The sequence below is a fragment of the Paenibacillus sp. SER-28 genome (assembly GCF_052906305.1).
The window spans coordinates 897,115-915,322 of the sequence record NZ_JBRECM010000002.1 but is presented as its reverse complement, the minus strand read 5'-3'; the positions used below and the strand labels follow the sequence as shown (position 1 = coordinate 915,322).

Annotated in this window: 10 protein-coding genes and 2 pseudogenes; 11 read left to right on the top strand and 1 reads right to left on the bottom strand. The window is 45.1% G+C overall.

What is annotated here, in order from left to right; translation table 11 throughout:
* Positions 1-101: 101 nt before the first annotated feature.
* The 6 genes from ACUYLD_RS09720 to ACUYLD_RS09695 all read left to right on the top strand — a co-directional run bounded on the left by ACUYLD_RS09720 (position 102) and on the right by ACUYLD_RS09695 (position 11,948).
* On the top strand, positions 102-1,727 hold the full coding sequence (locus ACUYLD_RS09720; RefSeq protein WP_446674886.1) for an ABC transporter substrate-binding protein: 1,626 nt from the start codon (positions 102-104) through the stop codon (positions 1,725-1,727).
* Between the two features lie 25 nt (positions 1,728-1,752).
* Entirely contained in the window at positions 1,753-4,221 is a 2,469-nt protein-coding gene (locus ACUYLD_RS09715; RefSeq protein ID WP_446674885.1) for a PfkB family carbohydrate kinase, read from the top strand.
* Positions 4,218-6,491, top strand: coding sequence for a GH32 C-terminal domain-containing protein (locus ACUYLD_RS09710; RefSeq protein ID WP_446674884.1), 2,274 nt, complete (start codon positions 4,218-4,220; stop codon positions 6,489-6,491). The genes ACUYLD_RS09715 and ACUYLD_RS09710 overlap by 4 nt, the downstream gene beginning before the upstream one ends.
* Positions 6,492-6,681: 190 nt before the next feature.
* Positions 6,682-10,683: a GH32 C-terminal domain-containing protein gene (locus tag ACUYLD_RS09705; protein WP_446674883.1), complete on the top strand. Its 4,002-nt coding sequence runs from the start codon at positions 6,682-6,684 to the stop codon at positions 10,681-10,683.
* A gap of 495 nt (positions 10,684-11,178) precedes the next feature.
* The gene (locus ACUYLD_RS09700; RefSeq protein WP_446674882.1) at positions 11,179-11,355 is read left to right on the top strand and encodes an SDR family NAD(P)-dependent oxidoreductase; all 177 of its coding nucleotides are present in this window, start codon (positions 11,179-11,181) and stop codon (positions 11,353-11,355) included.
* Positions 11,356-11,801: 446 nt separating this feature from the next.
* A complete protein-coding gene (locus ACUYLD_RS09695) occupies positions 11,802-11,948 on the top strand; it encodes a hypothetical protein (protein WP_231109365.1) in 147 nt (48 codons plus the stop codon).
* 636 nt (positions 11,949-12,584) lie between these two features.
* Here the strand turns inward: ACUYLD_RS09695 and ACUYLD_RS09690 are convergent.
* Positions 12,585-12,953: pseudogene (locus tag ACUYLD_RS09690) on the bottom strand (winged helix-turn-helix transcriptional regulator).
* Positions 12,954-13,171: 218 nt separating this feature from the next.
* Between ACUYLD_RS09690 and ACUYLD_RS09685 the strand changes: the two are divergent.
* The 5 genes and pseudogenes from ACUYLD_RS09685 (at position 13,172) to ACUYLD_RS09665 (ending at position 18,090) form a co-directional block, all read left to right on the top strand.
* Complete coding sequence (locus tag ACUYLD_RS09685; protein WP_061828389.1) at positions 13,172-14,140, top strand: NAD(P)H-dependent flavin oxidoreductase; 969 nt, start codon at positions 13,172-13,174, stop codon at positions 14,138-14,140.
* A 403-nt stretch (positions 14,141-14,543) separates the two neighbouring features.
* Entirely contained in the window at positions 14,544-14,984 is a 441-nt protein-coding gene (locus tag ACUYLD_RS09680) for a MarR family winged helix-turn-helix transcriptional regulator (RefSeq protein ID WP_446674881.1), read from the top strand.
* Positions 14,966-16,273, top strand: coding sequence for an NtaA/DmoA family FMN-dependent monooxygenase (locus ACUYLD_RS09675; RefSeq protein WP_446674880.1), 1,308 nt, complete (start codon positions 14,966-14,968; stop codon positions 16,271-16,273). Before ACUYLD_RS09680 ends, ACUYLD_RS09675 begins: the two co-directional genes overlap by 19 nt.
* Positions 16,212-16,943: an NADPH-dependent F420 reductase gene (locus tag ACUYLD_RS09670; protein ID WP_069291974.1), complete on the top strand. Its 732-nt coding sequence runs from the start codon at positions 16,212-16,214 to the stop codon at positions 16,941-16,943. The genes ACUYLD_RS09675 and ACUYLD_RS09670 overlap by 62 nt, the downstream gene beginning before the upstream one ends.
* A gap of 860 nt (positions 16,944-17,803) precedes the next feature.
* A pseudogene (locus tag ACUYLD_RS09665) lies at positions 17,804-18,090 on the top strand (immunity 53 family protein).
* Positions 18,091-18,208: the final 118 nt, after the last annotated feature.

Here is an 18,208-nt window from a genome sequence, read left to right as displayed (position 1 = left end):
TGATGTGCAACAGAAACGATAAGTCCATCATCCAGACAACTATATAAGAAGAGCAACGAAATTTTCAGCTTGTGGAATGATCTAACAGGAGGTTGTGTACGATGAAATCGTTATTCAAAAGTGCTGGGCTTCTAGTGCTGGCCGGAGTGTTTGCGCTTAGCGGATGTTCGGGAGGCGGCGAGTCAAAAAATCAGGCGGTAAACCCGGATCAGGATGCGAATTTTAATAAAACCGGCCTTCCGATTGTTAAAGAAGCGGTGACATTAAAGATGGTATCCCCGAAAGCTGCTTTAGCGCCGGATTACTCGAAAATGGAAATTTTTAAGCGGCTGGAAAAACAAACAAACGTAAAGATTGACTGGGAAAACATTCCAGACGCTGACTTTGCAGAGAAGAAAAATTTGTTGTTGGCCAGCGGAGATTTGCCAGACGCATTTTACGGAGCCGGATTCACAGATTACGATCTAATCAATTATGGTAAAGACGGAACCATTATTCCGCTGGAGGATTTAATTGATAAATATGCGCCTAATTTGAGAGCGCTTCTCGATCGTCGGTCTGACATTAAACTAGCCATCACAGCACCAGACGGTCACATCTATGGGCTGCCGTCGTGGGAAGAGAATAAGCTCGATACCAACCCCTTCTTTCACGTCATCAATAAAAATTGGCTCGATAAGCTGGGCCTGAAAGTACCTCAGACGCTGGATGAATACACTCAGACTTTGATTGCCTTTAAAACGAAGGATCCGAACGGCAATGGCAAGGCTGATGAAATCCCATTAAGCTTTATGCATATGCAGTGGTGTAGTGACATTGCCGGCATATTCGGAGCTTTCGGTCTTCCGGATAATTTGGAACATCGGATCGTCCGCGAAGGTAAAGTGATCTTTACCGCTTCGCAACCTCAATATAAGGAAGCATTAAAATATATTCATGATAACTGGTATAAACAGGGGCTGATTGACCCTGAATCGTTCACCCAGGACGCCGCTCAGTATTTAGCAAAAGGCAAAACACCAGATGAAACGCTCGGCTCCTACGTTTGGTGGGAAGTCGAAGAAGTTGTCGGACCGGAGCGTAGTAAGGATTATGCTCTGCTGCCCCCGCTTAAAGGCCCAAATGGAGATCAAATGATTGGTCGCAACAACGGCGGAGGACCGGGACGAGGTAGCTTCGTGATTACAAAGGAGAACCGTTATCCGGCAATGACGATGCGTTGGATCGATCAACAGTATGACCCTTACATGGCGGCTCAAATTCACTGGGGTCCGTTGGATGTCGTATTCAAGAAGGACGAAAAAGGAAAATTGGTGAACCTGCCGCTTCCCAAAGGAGTCTCCGCAGGTGAATTCCGTCAAAAAGTGGCTCCAGGCACAGGAAATCCGGGCGTCATTACTTTCGATGACTTCGGAAAAGTTGTTGATATGGAACCCCGAGCTCAGAAGCGTGCTGAGTATTTGGAAAAATATTACACTCCATATATGAAAAAGGAAAACTATCCGAGCATCTTCTTTGAACCGGATGAACTAGATAAAATTAATCGGATCGAGCCAGAACTTATTAAATATGTAAATACCCAAAGAGGCAAGTTCATCGTCGATGGCGAGGTAGATGAAAAGTGGGACAGCTATGTGAAGACACTCGAGAAGATGGGGCTGAACGAATTAATGGAGATCTATCAAAAAGGGTTGGACCGATATAATGCAAATTTAAAAAATAAATAATCAAACGATAGGTGGGGAGAAAACTGTGCTTGATGTAATAACCATTGGGGAAGTATTGATAGACTTTACGCCATCAGGTCGTACCGCGAGAGGCAACGAGCAGTTTGAATGTAATCCTGGAGGGGCTCCGGCTAACGTAGCAGCTGCTCTATCCCGTTTAGGAACTAGAGCGACATTGATTAGCAAAGTTGGGGATGATCAATTCGGTTCCTTGCTGCACGATACATTGATGAACGTCGGCATCGACGTGTCTTGGCTTTCGTTTACAGATGAAGCCAATACAACGCTGGCATTTGTCCATCTGGATGACAACGGAGACCGATCGTTCAGCTTCTACCGGAAACCAGGAGCGGATACATACTTGCGCACGCAGGATGTCCCGTTCGATAGGATTGAAAACTGCCATGCACTGCACTTTGGTTCTTTGTCGATGACCCATGAGCCGGCCCGTACGGCAACAAGAGCGGCAGTTGTGAAGGCTAAAGAGGCAGGAGTCCTGCTTTCATTCGATCCAAATATCCGGTTTGCTTTATGGGAGAGCAAAGAGGAAGCGAAACAGAATATCCTTTGGGGCATGAAGTATGCCGACATCCTGAAAATATCGGAAGATGAGCTCCACTTTATAACGGGTAAAACTGATGTGGAAAAAGGCTCGCTAGAGCTGCAACAGCAATTCGGCATCGCCGGGATCTTCGTAACTTTAGCGGAAAAAGGCTGCTATTACCGATTAGCGGGTCATGACGGATATGTGCCGGGTTTTCAAGTAGAGGCCATTGATACGACAGGAGCCGGCGACGCTTTTCTGGGCTGCTTGTTATATAAGATACTGAAAGCCGGTGTTTCTTTGAATCAGCTGACCAAACAGCAAATCATCGGTATGCTAACTTTTGCTAATGCCGGCGGTGCATTAGTAACCACACGGAAAGGGGCTCTTCAATCTATGCCGACGACAGATGAAATTACCCAGATAATCGAGACAAATAAACAGCACGATGATGATAGATTTAGGCCGGGTTTTCATTTTTCACCTCACTCCCATTGGTTGAATGATCCGAACGGATTAGTCTATTACGAGGGAGTCTATCATCTGTTTTATCAGCACCATCCTTATAGCAATGAATGGGGACCGATGCACTGGGGTCATGCCGTAAGCCAAGACCTGGTTCATTGGGAGCATATGCCTATCGCTCTGTTCCCGGATGAGCATGGCGCTATTTTCTCCGGTTGCTGTGTGGTTGACTGGAATAATAGCAGCGGACTGTTCGATGGTTCCCATGGATTGATCGCACTCTTCACTCATGCAGACATCTGTCCGGAGACCGGACAACCTCGCCAGCGGCAAAGCCTGGCTTACAGCAGTGATAAAGGCCGAACTTGGCACAAATATGAGGGGAACCCAATACTCGACGAGCATGATCTGGTCGACTTCCGGGACCCCAAGGTGTTCTGGCATTCGCCAAGTGAATCCTGGATTATGGCTCTTGTCGCGGGAGACCACGTTCGGTTTTATCGTTCGGACAATTTGCGTGAATGGTCGTTGTCAGGCGAATTCGGAAAGATTGATGGCTCGCATGACGGAGTTTGGGAATGCCCTGATCTCTTTGAATTGCTGGTTGATGGCAGCGGACATTCCAAATGGGTACTTATCATAAGCATCGGAGATAATCCCAACTGTCCGGAAGGCTCACGCACGCAATACTTTATCGGAGAGTTCGACGGAAATACGTTCATCAATGACAATCCGGCCGATCATATCCTATGGCTGGATTATGGCCGGGACAATTATGCGGGGGTCACCTGGTCGGATATAGCTGAGCAGGACGGACGGCGTGTGATCATCGGATGGATGAGCAACTGGAAATATGCTAACCAAACGCCTACCGGGGCCTGGAGAGGCACAATGACTCTGCCTCGCGTCTTGTCATTGACCAGCCGAGACGAGGGCGTAGTTCTGACCCAAATGCCTGTTCGGGAAATAGAGCAGCTGCGGAAAGGAACGCTCTGCTGGAATGAGGTTAAGGTTACGCCAGAGGCGCCGTTTACACAAAAAATGAATGATGTTCTGCTTGAGATTGAAGCGGATATCGACATTCGTTCCGGGGATGAGGTTCATATCAAAATGAAGTCCTCTGGGCAAAGTGAGACTATTATCGGATATGACCCTGTGCGCCAATGGCTATTCATCGACCGTTCGAAATCGGGCCTGACTGACTTCCACCCGTCGTTTGCGTGCAAGCACGGTGCTAGAATGGTTCCGGAGAATGGAAAGATCAAGCTGCATATCTGGCTGGATCGCAACGCGGTTGAAGTGTACGCGAATGAGGGTTTAGTTGCACTGACGGATCAAATATTCCCTGATGCTCCGATGGATCGTATTGAGATAAGTACGAAATCAGGGGAAGTTGTACTGAACTCGTTTCATATGCATGCTCTTAACTCCATTCATATTCCCAATGGTCCAACGGAGCAGACATCAAGGAGGGTTGAGGTATGAGCCATGCAACCGATAATCGGGGATTGATCATGTATTGGGCATTCAATGAAGAAACCGGTACAAGCGCTCTGGAGAGCGTATCCCAAGTCCAGGATAATATCCAGTACGTATTTAACCAAGCGGAGTTCACTAAACCTTGCCCTCCTAGGTGGAGACAGGGGGTAATTGGAAATGGGCTTCTGTTCGATGGTTATTCGACTTACATTGCGCATTCGTTCGATGAGGGAAATCAGAACACCGAGCCAGAGTATCGATCAGTGCTAAGCATTGGAGTATGGGTAGCCCCACGCTCCTATGAATGGGGGGATGATGGCAAATTGTCCGCCATCGTGAACCGCTACAACCTGGATCGCAAGCAAGGTTATCTGCTTGGCATGTTCCGTCACGGTTCCTGGTCCTTCCAAGTCGGGCTGGAAGGAGGGGACTGGAAGGAACTTTGGTCGCCAGACGGCCATGAACTGTCCAAGAATGAATGGTCATACGTGAATGCTGTGTTCGATGGGAACCAAGGGGAAATCAAGCTGTATTTGAACGGCAGTGAAATCGCTTCAGCTGCCGTGCCTCGTGGTTCCCGCCTGGCTGAGGCGACGGACACGGATCTTCTTATCGGCAAGAATAACCATAGCAGCCTGCTGGCGGAAGTGTTCAGCCTGCACATGTTTAGCGGTATCATTGATGAACTCAAGATTTATAATCGGGCGCTGAGCGCGGAAGAAGTGGCCGCTTCTTATCGGCATGTGCTGGATACCTTTCATGAAGGTAACCGGCCTCAATTAAACTATGACGAGATCAAGCTGGACCGAACGCCACTGCTACTTGATCGGCACAGACCGCAATATCATGTTAGCCCGCCGGCCCATTGGATGAACGAACCCCATGCACCGATCTATTTTGACGGGCAATATCATTTGTTCTATCAGCATAACCCGCAGGGGCCGTTCTTTCATCAGATCCATTGGGGACATTGGGTAAGTCAGGATTTGGTGCATTGGCGTGATCTACCCGTGGCCCTGGCGCCCGAAAAGGATCAGCTCGCACCGGACGGGATCTGGTCGGGAAGCGCAACCTATGATGCTGACGGACTTCCTGTCTTGTTCTTTACGGCAGGTAATGACAGCGCTTCTCCGAATCAGAGCGTAGCGCTTGCCCGAAGCACTTATACCCTTGACGGAAACCCGGATCTGGTTCAGTGGGTCAAACATCCAGAGCCGTTGATCGTGCAGAAGAAGGGAATGGGCGCATTTGGGGATTTCCGAGATCCATTCGTATGGAAGGACGATAACGGCTGGTATGCTCTGGTCGGGTCCGGTATCGAAGGTGGAGCAGCACTGGCATTTGCGTCACAGGATATGCTGAATTGGACGTATAAAGGGCCGTTATTTAAAGCAGATATTCAGAAGTTTCCTTACCTTGGACCCATCTGGGAGCTCCCTGTGCTTCTTCCCCTTGGCAGTGACAAGCAGGGGGTGAACAAACATCTCCTGCTTGTCAGCCCTGTGGGGAAGGGAGCGGATGTCGAGGTGTTCTATTGGATCGGGCAACTTGACAAGCAAAATCTTTCGTTCATCCCTGATCAAGAAGAGCCTCAATTGATTGACCTCGGGGATTTCCATTTTACCGGACCGAGCGGAATGGTTGATCCGAAGACCGGCAGAAATATCGTCTTTACGATAGCCCAAGGCGACCGGACGTCCGAGATGGAATATAAGTCGGGCTGGGCTCATAACGGCGGCTTGCCGTTAAGCGTGTATTTGAGGGATGACGGACGTCTGGGAATAGAGCCGATTCAGGAGCTTCAATCGCTACGTGGCGCCAAGCGGCTATCGCTTCGGGACCAGTCATTGGCTGAAACTAATGTACAGCTCAGGGATGTTCATGGTGACATGCTTGAGATTCAATTGGAATTGGAGCCCGGCAGCGCCAAACAATTTGGAATCAAGGTCCGTTGTACGCCGGACGGGGAGGAAGAAACTCTGCTGTATTATGATTGGAATCAAGCGATGCTCATGGTCGACCGGTCGAAAACGACACTGCATCCGGGAGAAAAGTGCAGAGGGATTCAGGGCGGTAAGCTGGAGCTACTTGGGGAGAATCTGAAGCTTCATATTTATTTGGACCGCTCCATGGTCGAAGCCTATGCAAACGGATTGAAAAGCCTGACAACCCGGGTATATCCGAGCCGTATGGATGCTTTGGGACTCGAGATTTGGGGAGATGGAGAACCGTTTGTTAAATCCTTGGATATATGGGATATGCAGTCCATTTGGTAAGACGATTGCTTAGGCGCTCCATACGAATGGGGTCATGCAGCAAATGATCAAGTAACTTCGCTTTTCTCTAATTGGAAACGTTTCATATATTTTCTCCTTTCTTCTTGACTTTCATCTTTGTACTAGGAGAGCATTTCGAAATGAAGTATCGATGTTTGAAAGTGCAAGAAATTTCGAAGGAGGATCTAGAATGAAAAAGGTAAAAATAAGAAAATATTGGATATCGGGAATGCTTATATGGGCTATGGTGCTCCAGCTTGTTGTTCCAGGAATCTCCGCAGTAGCTGAATCTAGAACTGTTGCTGGGAACACGCTCATTCCTAAAAATGACGTAGGCTCGTCGGTTACGAATGCGGTTTATCAAATCAAGAATATTCCTAAGAATGACGTGGGATTGTCAGTTACGGATTCGGTCTATCAAATCCGGAATCCTGGATTTGAAACAGGAGATTTGACGGGATGGACCGTTGTCAAAGGCAATGCGTTCGGTCCGAATAGCGTGACAGACGAAACGACTTGGTGGGCGGAAAAAATACCGTATAACCAGGAAGGCGCTTATCATTTAAACGGCTGGAAGTATGACGAATCTGCGACAGGTGTACTTCGTTCCAGCACTTTCGAGCTGGGCGGAAGCGGCTGGATCAGCTTCAAGCTTGGCGGTGCGAAGAACCCAGACAAGGTATTTATAAATATTGTGGAAGTCGATACGGGACAAGTTATTGCCCGATACGGAAATAGCGCATTCGCCGACGTTGGCTTCCCGGATCCTGCGCAGGGCATGCGGCTTGCCAATATGGTGCAATACAAGGCGGATCTTTCCACACAATTGGGCAAGAAACTGTATGTGGAGGTCGTCGATAATGCAACCTCGGATTGGGGAATCATTTTTGCGGACGCATTCTCCGTGTACCATGAATCGGAGCCAGCTGAAGGAATGGTTGCGACGGATATCAAGCCAGATTTCAAACGCTATGAAATCGACAATCCAAGCTTTGAAACTGGAAATCTCGATGGCTGGACGGTTGAGGGAGATGCTTTTGAAGTGACCGATGAAGCTCATGCGAGCAAAGAAGGGAACTTCTATGCCAAATCCTCCGTGCAAGGTAAGGGCTCCATCACCTCTAATACTTTCACGCTTCAGGGAACCGGAACAATTAACTTCACTATTTTGGATATCCTCAAACCGGAAAACGCATATGTCGCACTTTACGATGCGAACAGCAACACGTTGCTTATGAAAACCGGGGATGTCAGCACGAACGAGAAAATCTCATGGAAAGTACAGGAACACTACAACAAGAAGCTTTATGTAAAGGTCATCGATCATTCCAATGAAGCCAGCATTGCCGTTGATGGGTTCCAAGCAAGTGGTGTGGGTACCATTTTCTACTTAAACCTTGATGAAGGTGCAGGAAAGAAAGTGTTGGAGAATGTACGCAATCTTAAGCATGATGTGAACTATGTATTTAACAACGCCAGGTATATGGCATCGAAGGATCCAAGATGGACTCCGCGTGGAATAAAAGGCGGTGCCTTGTTGTTTGATGGATACTCGAATTATATTGAGGTCAATGCAAAGGATACTGTGCCTGTAAGCGACGCGTTAACCATCGAAGCTTGGGTTGCACCGCGGAGCTATGAATGGGGAGACGGAAACAAGCTGTCTGCGATCGTAAACCAATCCGATCAGGATAAAGCGGAGGGCTTTTCTCTTGGAATGTATCGGCACGGTACATGGTCGATGCAGGTAGGAATTGGCGGCCAGTGGATTCAGGTATGGGTAAAGGATCACCCGTTGGAAAAATACAAGTGGAATTATGTGGCCGCTACTTTCAGTAAAGAAGATGGAAAAATTAAGTTATATCTAAACGGTGAGGAAGTGGCTTCCCAAGCAACCCCCGTCAACGTTCCGATCACACCATCTACCGAAAGTCTGATCATCGGGAAAAATAATAAACCTGTAGAGTTAGCAGGGGTGTTCTCCTTCAATATGTTCAGCGGGCTTTTAGATGAAGTGAAGCAGCATAATAAAGCCCTTACGAACCAGGAGATACTTGCTGGATATGAGAGCGTGAAGGCGCTTCATGGAGGTTCAATTCCGAAAATTCCGAATGCGGACATTGATGAGGATCCAAGTGTGTTTGACGGAGATCAGCACCGTCCCCAGTACCACGCGATGCCTCCGCAAAACTGGATGAATGAAGCACATGCACCGATTTACTATAACGGCAAATACCATTTATTTTATCAACATAACCCGCAAGGTCCATTCTGGCATCAAATCCACTGGGGGCATTGGGTGAGTGACGATATGGTGAACTGGGAAAATGTAAGACCTGCTCTTGCGCCCGAAGCGGGCACCCTAGATCCGGACGGCACGTGGTCAGGCAGTGCAGCGTATGATCGAAACGGCAATCCTGTTCTGTTCTATACCGCTGGCAACGACTCCTTGTCGCCGAACCAAAGAACAGGGTTGGCATCTCCGGCGGATTTGTCCGATCCCTATTTGGAAAAATGGGTGAAATATCCTAAACCGGTAACGGAGCAGAACGGAAAAGGCATCCACAACGAGTTCCGCGATCCGTTTGTATGGTACGACAAAGAGGTGGACAAGTGGTATCAGTTAGTGACATCTGGTCTTCCAGACTTCAGCAGCGGCACAGCTTTGGTGTATGTATCCGATGATATGTACAATTGGGAATATAAGGGGCCGTTATACGTTAGTGACAGAAGCCGTTATCCGGAGTTGGGTACGGTATGGGAGCTACCAGTGTTATTGCCGTTAGGCACAGATAGTACGGGCAAGAAAAAATATATTTTCATGATTAATCCCCATGAAAAGCCGGAGCATGTTCCTCCAGCGAACGATGTGCAAAGAGATGTTGAGGTCTTTTACTGGATCGGGACCTGGGACCGGGATAACTTTAAATTTATTCCTGATTCGGAGGCACCCTCCAAAATGGATGTAGGTGACGGCTATTTAACCGCAGAGAGCGGTCTGGTCACACCCGACGGAAGAACGGTCGTATTTTCCATGGTGCAAAATGTAAGAACACCGCAAGCCGAATATCAATCTGGATGGGCTCATAATTTATCTTTGCCGGTTTCCCTAAGCCTCGATAAGCATGATAAATTGCATATCGAACCGATTAAAGAACTGCAGAGCCTTCGAGGGAAAAAATGGGTTGATTTTTCGGACAAAAATTTGGAGAGCGCCAATCAATTGATCCAAAATGTCAAAGGCGACATGCTAGAGATTGTGATGGAGATTGATCCGCGTGAGGCCCAGAAATTCGGTCTCAAGGTACGCCGCTCGGAAAAAGGCCAAGAAGAGACGCTCATTTACTACGACAAGAAGAACGGGACGTTTAATGTGGATCGAACCAAGAGCAGCATTGATCCGGATGTGCGTGTGGACGGCATTCAAGGAGGATATGTAGATCTTGAAGGAGAGAACTTGAAACTCCATATCTTTCTCGATCGCTCGGTCATTGAATCCTTTGCAAATTACAAGAAGAAGCTGACAACTCGTGTCTATGTAGGCAGATACGACTCCTTAGGCTTACAGATCTGGGCCGATGGCGATATCAATATCAAATCCATGCAAGTATGGGATATGAATGCCTTAACGGGTAAACCGGCTGCTCCGGTCTATGTACCCGATAAGTGGGATAATTCTGTGTATAAGGATATTACAGAGTTGCCTAACCATGATTTTGCTACGGGCGACTTAACAGGATGGATGACGGAAGGAGACGCCTTCCAGAATGTCCATGTGACCAATACCCAGTTCTTCTGGGACAACATTTACTTCAACCCGTCGCATAAAATTCCGGGCGGCTACCATTTGTGGGGCTTCAACGAGCAAGCCGGCGGCGACAGCTTAACCGGAGCGCTAAGATCTCAAAATTTCGTCCTTGGTGGGAACGGTAAGATCAACTTCCTTATCAGCGGCGGCCGGGATATAGATCGTCTGTATGTTGCGCTGGTTCGGGCGTCGGACGGCAAAGAGTTATTTAAAGAGACAGCGACCAATTATGAAGAATATCAACGAAAGATTTGGGATGCGTCGGATTATATCGGCGAGGAGCTTTACATTAAAGTGGTTGACCACTCCAAAGGCGGGTTTGGACATATTAACGTCGATGATTTCAACGTACCTGTTCAGGTAAAGAAGAAGACCAACAACTGACCTTGTCAATACAGAACACCCGTGAGTCCTGCAGTCACTCCAGGCAAACCGAATAGTCAGAGCAGCTTGTCATTCGAAATGGCAAAGGAGAACGGCAGGTACTTGTAAAACGAAGCTGAACCAATTTTATTTGGATGGGAGATAAAAATGTATTTAATTTAATGATTCGGTGTATCAAAATGGATATTTCAAAACAAGTTGCTATTGTCAGCGGTTCAAAGCGAGGTTTAGGCAAACATCTAGCTCTTGAACTTTAGCAAGAGGAGCTAAAGTATACGCTGGTGCGAGGAACCCAGAATCAGTCGATCTGCCTGGTGCTATTCCACTACAACTCATATTACTGCTCCGAAATCTGTGGTAGCTGCAGCAGAGATCTCAGGGGATGTTACCCTTCTAATTAACAACGCTGGTTCAGCAACGGGTGCTTCTCTGCTCACAGGTGAGCTGGATGATATTCATTTGTAATTCGACACTCATGTTTCTGGTACACTTTCAATGATTCGCACGTTCGCACCAGTGATTGAGAAGAATGGAGAGGGTTCGATTCTGAATATCCTATCCGTATTATCTTGGATCAATATAGACGAAGGAGGGGGATATTCAGCTGTAAAATCTGCTCAATGGGGAGTAACAAAAGCATTACGCTTAGAATTAGTTGCTAAGAAACGTTAGGGGTGCCGGATTGCATGTAGCGTTTATGGACACGGACATGACAGCTGGCATCCATGCGCCTAAATCATCTCCAAAGGACATCTCTAGAACCGCAATCGATGGGATTGAAGCCGACCTCTACGAGATTGTTGACTGATGCTACAAGTCGGGAGGTACAGCAGGGTCTTGCCGGAGGAGTTCCTTCCCTGTACCCACATTTATTTCAATAAAAATACCCTACTCGATGCTTGTAGTGAAAGTATTGGTATTGATCGTGTGAAACTATAATAAATCAGATTTGGATTATACAGTATATTAACATATTAGGAGGAGTGAAACATGCGTTTTCTCGTTCATGTCAAAATTCAACCAGATGCACCGCAGGAAGAAATTGCGGAACAGTTGTCCGCAGAACAAGCACGGCTCGCAATTGGTGGAACAAGGGGTGATCAGTAAGAGCAAAAGCAATGGGCGGAGCAAGTGGTCTGCGTATCGGAATGCTAGAGGGTAACAAAGTGGATGGCTATATTACTGTCGGCACAGGTATTACTCCAATTAAAGAGATTAGAACTGTAAAAGCAGTGATTGATGACTTAATGCAAGATTTTAATTAATTGCCTTGTTAGACTTATCAATATGCAAAGAATAATTTTGAAATAGGATTTTTTCAGATGTTCTTGATAAGCTTTGCTTTTACCTTGGTAATAAATTGAGTTATACACTTTTTAAAAGTAAAATGAACGTATTCTTTGGCCACAACGGGCGCGATATACTGGTTTCACTTGAAGTTAGCCCCTAACATTAATTGTTAGGGGTTTTAAATAACTTCATTAGAAGAGTTGGGGACAAAGAAAGAATGCAGGACACACTAGACCATGTCTGTCGCTTTCAAAGGTTTTTTTTATTATGCTAAAATAAAGTAAGAGGGCGAACAAAAAACGCCAATAGGTACAAGTTCTTGTCTTTTAACGGTACAAGTTCTTGTCCTAAGCAAAGGACAAGAACTTGGTCCCTTTGCCCACAATGGACAAGAACATGGTACTATTGCCGATTTGACCAGGTTCGATATTTTGGGCCTAGCCCCAAAGGTTGACTTAACTTACTGTTACCCGATATGTTATGCAATTAGAAGTAGTGGCAAGGCCATTCCTTTTGAGGTGGACTAGAATGGCTGGCTGAAGGAGCAATCCTGAACATACATTTGGTCCAGATGGCGAGATTTTATGTGCTGGCTGATTAGGGGGTAGCCTTTATCCTTCATCTAATTCAGGCTTCTCCCCATATTCTTTACCGAATTCCTCCATCTTCTTTAGGACAGGCAGCAGTTTGTTTCCTTTCTCTGTCAGCGAATATTCGACCCGTGGCGGAACGTCTGGATACACATCGCGCTGAATAATTCCGTCGTCCTCCAGCTCCTTGAGTTGCTTGGTGAGCGAGCCTTGCGACAAGCCTCTCAGGAAATTTTTTATCTCGGTAAACCGGCGTCTTTCCCCTTCCAGATATCAGATAATGAAATATTTCCATCGCCCCGAAAGTACATTTTGCGTAAAGGCTATTGCGTACATATTTCTTTTTTCATCAATAAACTCTTTTTCAAATCCTTCATTACATACCCTCATGATATCGCTCCCAGTCTAAAAGTACAAAAATATGTACTACGTTCATTTAAATTGCCTTCTTTGCAAATGAAACGTATGGACTTATGATAGTGCCAAGGCTGCTAACTAGTACAAAAATTATTAGCAAGCTAATGATTATTGTAACATAACCCGGAGAGCAGACCAATTAAGCTTTACAGTATTATGCCAATAATGGTGCTAAAGAGAGGATAATAATTATGAAAAATCGTGTAACAGAAATTCTTGGTATTGAAAAGCCCATTTTACAAGGACCTATGAGTTGGATTACGAATGCTGAATTTGTTGCTGCCGTGAGTAATGCGGGTGGTTTAGGGATTCTTGGTCCGAATGCCGGTCAAGCGACAATTACAACCTCTCCAGAGGAAACCGCAGAACGTATGCGCCGCGAGATTCGTAAAACAAAGGAACTGACGGATAAACCATTTGGTACAACTTTGATTACTGATGCAGATATGAAGTTCACTTGGCCAATTTTAGAAGTTGTCATTGAAGAAGGTGTTCAAGTTATTCTTCTTAATGGTGTTGAAGGAACATTGACTGAAAAGATCATTACCCCATTAAAGGAAGCGGGCATTAAGATTGTTTATCGTCCTTTGACTCCAACGATCGAAGATGCAAAGGCTGCTCAAGCTATGGGTGTTGACGTTTATGTTGTTACTGGATTTGATGAGGGTGGAACATTGCCAACAAGTATCATTGGTACGTTTACAATAACTCCTATGATCGTTGATGTGCTTGATATTCCAGTTATCGCTGCTGGTGGAATCGGTGATGCTCGCGGTGTTGCCAGCGCCTTTGAATTGGGGGCAGAAGGTGTCTTTTTAGGAAGCCGTTTTATTCCTACTGTTGAAAACCCCGCAGCACAATCAGTAAAGCAAATGATAGTGGATTCATCTGCAGCAGATTTGTTGTTGTACCGTACTTTACCAGCTTACTATCGTTCGTTGCCTACACCGTTTGCTGAAAAATTGGTGGCTATGGATAACCAGGGCGCATCTCGTGAAGAAATTGCTAAGGTTGGGGGTAGTTCAAGTGTAATCCGTATCGGTATGCTTGAAGGTAACGGCGAAGGTGGTATTATCACTGTTGGTACTGGAATTACACCAATCAAAAAGATCCAAACTGTACAAGAAGTGGTTGATGAGTTAGCAGCTGGTATTAAGTAAAAACGGAGACCCATCCTTTGAATAATATGCTTGAATTACTTCAAAATCATACCTCTGTTCGTTCTTATGCGAATAAACCCTGACGGCGGAACAACGGGAGGCCATCTTTAAGGCAGCTAATCAAACGAATTTACCTAAATATGTGATTCCGTGGGTGGGGCTATGTATCGGTATTCCGTCGGGAGATAAGCCTGCTCTTAAGCCGCGGTTACCTCTAATCCATGGTATTATTTGAAAACCAGTATCAGCTACTCGATAAAGAGCAATTAGAGCCGTCTATGATAATATCAGACTGAAGTATTATGAAGGCCGTCCTATTAAAGCTCCGTTCACCGGTGGATACCTCAATTTCACCATGTTATAGTTAGTTCGCTAAATATACTTTACAAGTTGAGGGTAAACTATGAATGATACAGTTGATTGTGATATTCGTCAGTCGTTAGACCGGACTTCTTCCCAAATGCGTCGGGATTACAGTGAATCTTTAAGGGAACTTAACCTTTATGTTGGCCAAGAGAATTTGCTGTACCGACTATGGTTTGGGGATGGGATTACACAAATGCAAATAAGCGAACATCTGAAATGTGAGCCGCCTACGGTTACCAATATGGTTAAGTCACTGGAGCAAAACGGATTTATATACCGCAAGCGTGGTGAACATGATGCAAGGGTTATGCGAATTTTTTTAACAGACAAGGGAAAAGAGTTAGAGAAACCGATTGAAGTCAAGTGGAAGCAGCAGCAAGAAAAATTACTGAAATCAATTTTACCCGAAGAGCGCTTACTATTAAGGCGGCTTTTGAAGCAAATGGAGCGGATAGTTATGTGGAGCGGGCAAAATTAGCTGAAAAAGGTAAGTTTCAAATGATTTTCATCGCCGATACTCCAGCTTTGACGGTTAACTTAGGTCCTCAAACCCCCATGTTCCCTATGTTAGCGCTAATGGCTGTAGCCAGAGAAACAAAACATATTGGGCTTGTAGCTACCCTATCCACGTCATTCAATTACCCATATATCATTGCACGTCAGTTCAAAGCTCTGGATGTTATTAGTCATGGACGTGTAGGATGGAATACAGTCACCACATCAGAGCCATTAGCTGCAGCTAATTTTGGTGCACAGATCGCCAGTCGCAAAGAACGATATGACATGGCTCACGAATCCATCCAAATTGTTCAGGCATTGTGGGGGAGTTGGGAAACAGACGCTTGGACGTTAGATGTAAAAGGTGGGGAATTTGCCGACATGGACAAAATTCAGCCTATAAATCCTGAAGGGCAGTATTATGCATCTCGGGGTCCTTTGCCAATCCCCCCTTCTGAGCAAGGTCAGCCTGTTATTTTCCAAGCAGGCGGAGGGGAAGAAGGTTTGGAATTGGCGGGGAGGTACGCGTCTGGTGTCTATGCAAACCCTTATGATATAGAGTCTGCCCGTGAACAGAGACAAGCTCTTCGGCAAAGTGCTGCTCGTTTCGGCCGAAATCCCGATGACATCAGGATGTATGCAGGCTTTATGTTTCCCCTAGGTTCAACTGAAGAAGAAGGTTTGGAACGGCGAAGACGGCTTATGAGTTTTAATCCTGATGAGATTCCTAGCAGGGTACGTTACCTTGGATCAATGGTTGGTTTACCACTATCGGTGAACAGCGTAGATATTGATCAACCTTTAGCACCCTACCTGTTGAAAAATGCATATGCCAACCCCCGAGATCCACGTTCACACAAAGCTTTAGAGCTGCTTAAACAAGGGCTATCGATACGAGACGTACTTGCCTATGGAGTCATTAACTATCATCCGGTAGTTGCAGGGACCCCCTTACAAGTTGCTGACTTCTTGGAAGAATGGTTTTTGGCAGAGGCATGTGACGGCTTCTCGGTTGTTCCGGATATAGCCTATGATGGAGTTGCTGATTTTGTGGAACTGGTTGTCCCAATTTTGCAGGACCGCAGTTTGTTCCACAGAGAATATGGGAGTTCCCTACCAATACGGAAGTCTAAAATAAAAAATAATAATAATTTCTTACTACCCGATCAGCGACGTAAAATAACTTTTAGAATAGGGAGAAATGAAAATGAGATTTGGAATTATAGGTGCAGGACCCATCGCGTCGAATATCGCAAAAAAATTAATTGAGAATGGACATGATGTCAAAATTGCAGATGCTCGCGGGATTGAACGGCTAGAAGGAAAAGAACTTGCAGGTACACCAGTGAGTGTAGATGAAGTAATAACAAACATTGCTGTTCTAGTCATATCGATCCCTTTCAACGCACTGCCAAGCATTCGCAGCATTGTAGATAAAGTTGGGGAGGAAGTAGTCGTTGTTGACACTTCAAATTATTATCCGTATAGAGACAATAAAATTGAAGAAATTGAGAATGGGTTGGTTGAAAGTGTTTGGGTATCAAATCAGTTAGGGAGACCTATCACTAAAGCTTTCAACAATTTATTAGCCTATACGTTAGAATATAAAGGAGCTCCCGAAGGTACCAGTGGACGACTTGCCATAGCGATTGCTGGTGATAACCAGTCGCATAAACAAATAACCATGAACGTAGTAAATGAGCTCGGCTTCGACCCAGTAGATAGCGGATCTTTAAGTGATTCGTGGCGACAACAGCCAGGAACCCCTGCGTACTGCACAGAACTTACCAAAGAGGAACTAACCGAAGCATTAAAAAAAGCAAATAAAGAAAAAGCTCCATTCCAACGCGATAAAGTGATAGAGAAGCTATCGGCAGCTACTGGAGGATATTCGCACCAAGACATTGTGAACCTGAATAGAGATATATATAACTCCTGAGTTGAATTTTTTTGCCTTCAATCTTTATCCGTGTGCTTTAAAAATCTTGGCGGAGGCCTGTGCAACGAAACGGATAATGTGCAAACCAAGCAAGAGCTAATGTCCTCCGCATCTATAACAGGCAAAATAAGAATTTCAAACCGGACACGTCGGCCGGAAAGCGAAGTCATGAAGAAGGCGCATCAAGAAGGATTTTCTCCTCAATCATTGGTTTTGCGACCTTAGTTGAGTATCTAATGAATATTAAAGATCATTAGAAATACATTTATCCATGGATTATCCAAAGATTTTAAACAGATTAGGTACGTGGGTTCTTACAAAGAAGTATGAATATTAAAAACAACTCCTGGTGAGTTGTTTTTTTATGGCAGAACAGGGGCTTGGTCGATAATTAAATTTGTTTGAACGACAGGATAACATGGTGAAAAGCTTTCTCAGGAAGAGCGCGAGGAAAAGTACTGGAAGCAACTTAGGCAAACACAGTATAGAAATGTTAAGTTATAGATGCAATGGACGATATAGAAAATTATTAGGGAAAGGAACTTAAACTGAAATAAATCCATTCATTGCAGAATTATCATTTAGAAGAGTGGGATACTCAAGGGAATTTTATTAGAACAGATCAATCTGTGAAAATCAACAAATCAAAGTTTAGAAAGAACAAGGTGAGTAAATGCTTAATGAAACTGAGGGGCTAAACTGATATGTTATTCAGAAATAGGTGAATATGGTGAGGTTTCACTAGAGGATGGAAGTACTGATAAAATAAAAGTTTTAGCAATTTGTAATTATGATGATCCAAAAATTCAATCTTTTTGCCTGTGACGAAAAATTTACGTAAGCCATAAGGAGTGTAATGATTGGATATATTAACTTGGTTACAAGAATGGTATTATTTACACTGCGATGAAGATTGGGAGCATCAAGAACGAATAAAAATAACAACGCTTGATAACCCAGGATGGCATATTAAAATTAATTTAAAAGAAACAGAACTAGAAACAAAAAATTTAATGCGCTTATAATAGAGAGAAGCGATGATGACTGGATTCACTGCAATATCGAGAGCAGTTTATTTTCTGCAGAGGGCCCAGGAAATCTAGGTGAAATGCTATCTATATTCTATAGATGGGTAAAGTTAGATTAATACTCAGTATCGCAGAGAATGATAAAACAGATGTTAAGCCTTAGAACTTTTTAACCCATGCTTAGGCGGGTTTTCTTAACTGTGGAACCAAGCTAGCTCAAGATAAAGCAGAAGCCAA

Coding starts and splice junctions, on each gene's coding strand:
- ACUYLD_RS09705 (WP_446674883.1), top strand. CDS start 6,682: ATGAAAAAGGTAAAAATAAGAAAATATTGGATATCGGGAATGCTTATA.
- ACUYLD_RS09700 (WP_446674882.1), top strand. CDS start 11,179: ATGATTCGCACGTTCGCACCAGTGATTGAGAAGAATGGAGAGGGTTCG.
- ACUYLD_RS09670 (WP_069291974.1), top strand. CDS start 16,212: ATGAGATTTGGAATTATAGGTGCAGGACCCATCGCGTCGAATATCGCA.
- ACUYLD_RS09695 (WP_231109365.1), top strand. CDS start 11,802: ATGGGCGGAGCAAGTGGTCTGCGTATCGGAATGCTAGAGGGTAACAAA.
- ACUYLD_RS09720 (WP_446674886.1), top strand. CDS start 102: ATGAAATCGTTATTCAAAAGTGCTGGGCTTCTAGTGCTGGCCGGAGTG.
- ACUYLD_RS09710 (WP_446674884.1), top strand. CDS start 4,218: ATGAGCCATGCAACCGATAATCGGGGATTGATCATGTATTGGGCATTC.
- ACUYLD_RS09685 (WP_061828389.1), top strand. CDS start 13,172: ATGAAAAATCGTGTAACAGAAATTCTTGGTATTGAAAAGCCCATTTTA.
- ACUYLD_RS09680 (WP_446674881.1), top strand. CDS start 14,544: ATGAATGATACAGTTGATTGTGATATTCGTCAGTCGTTAGACCGGACT.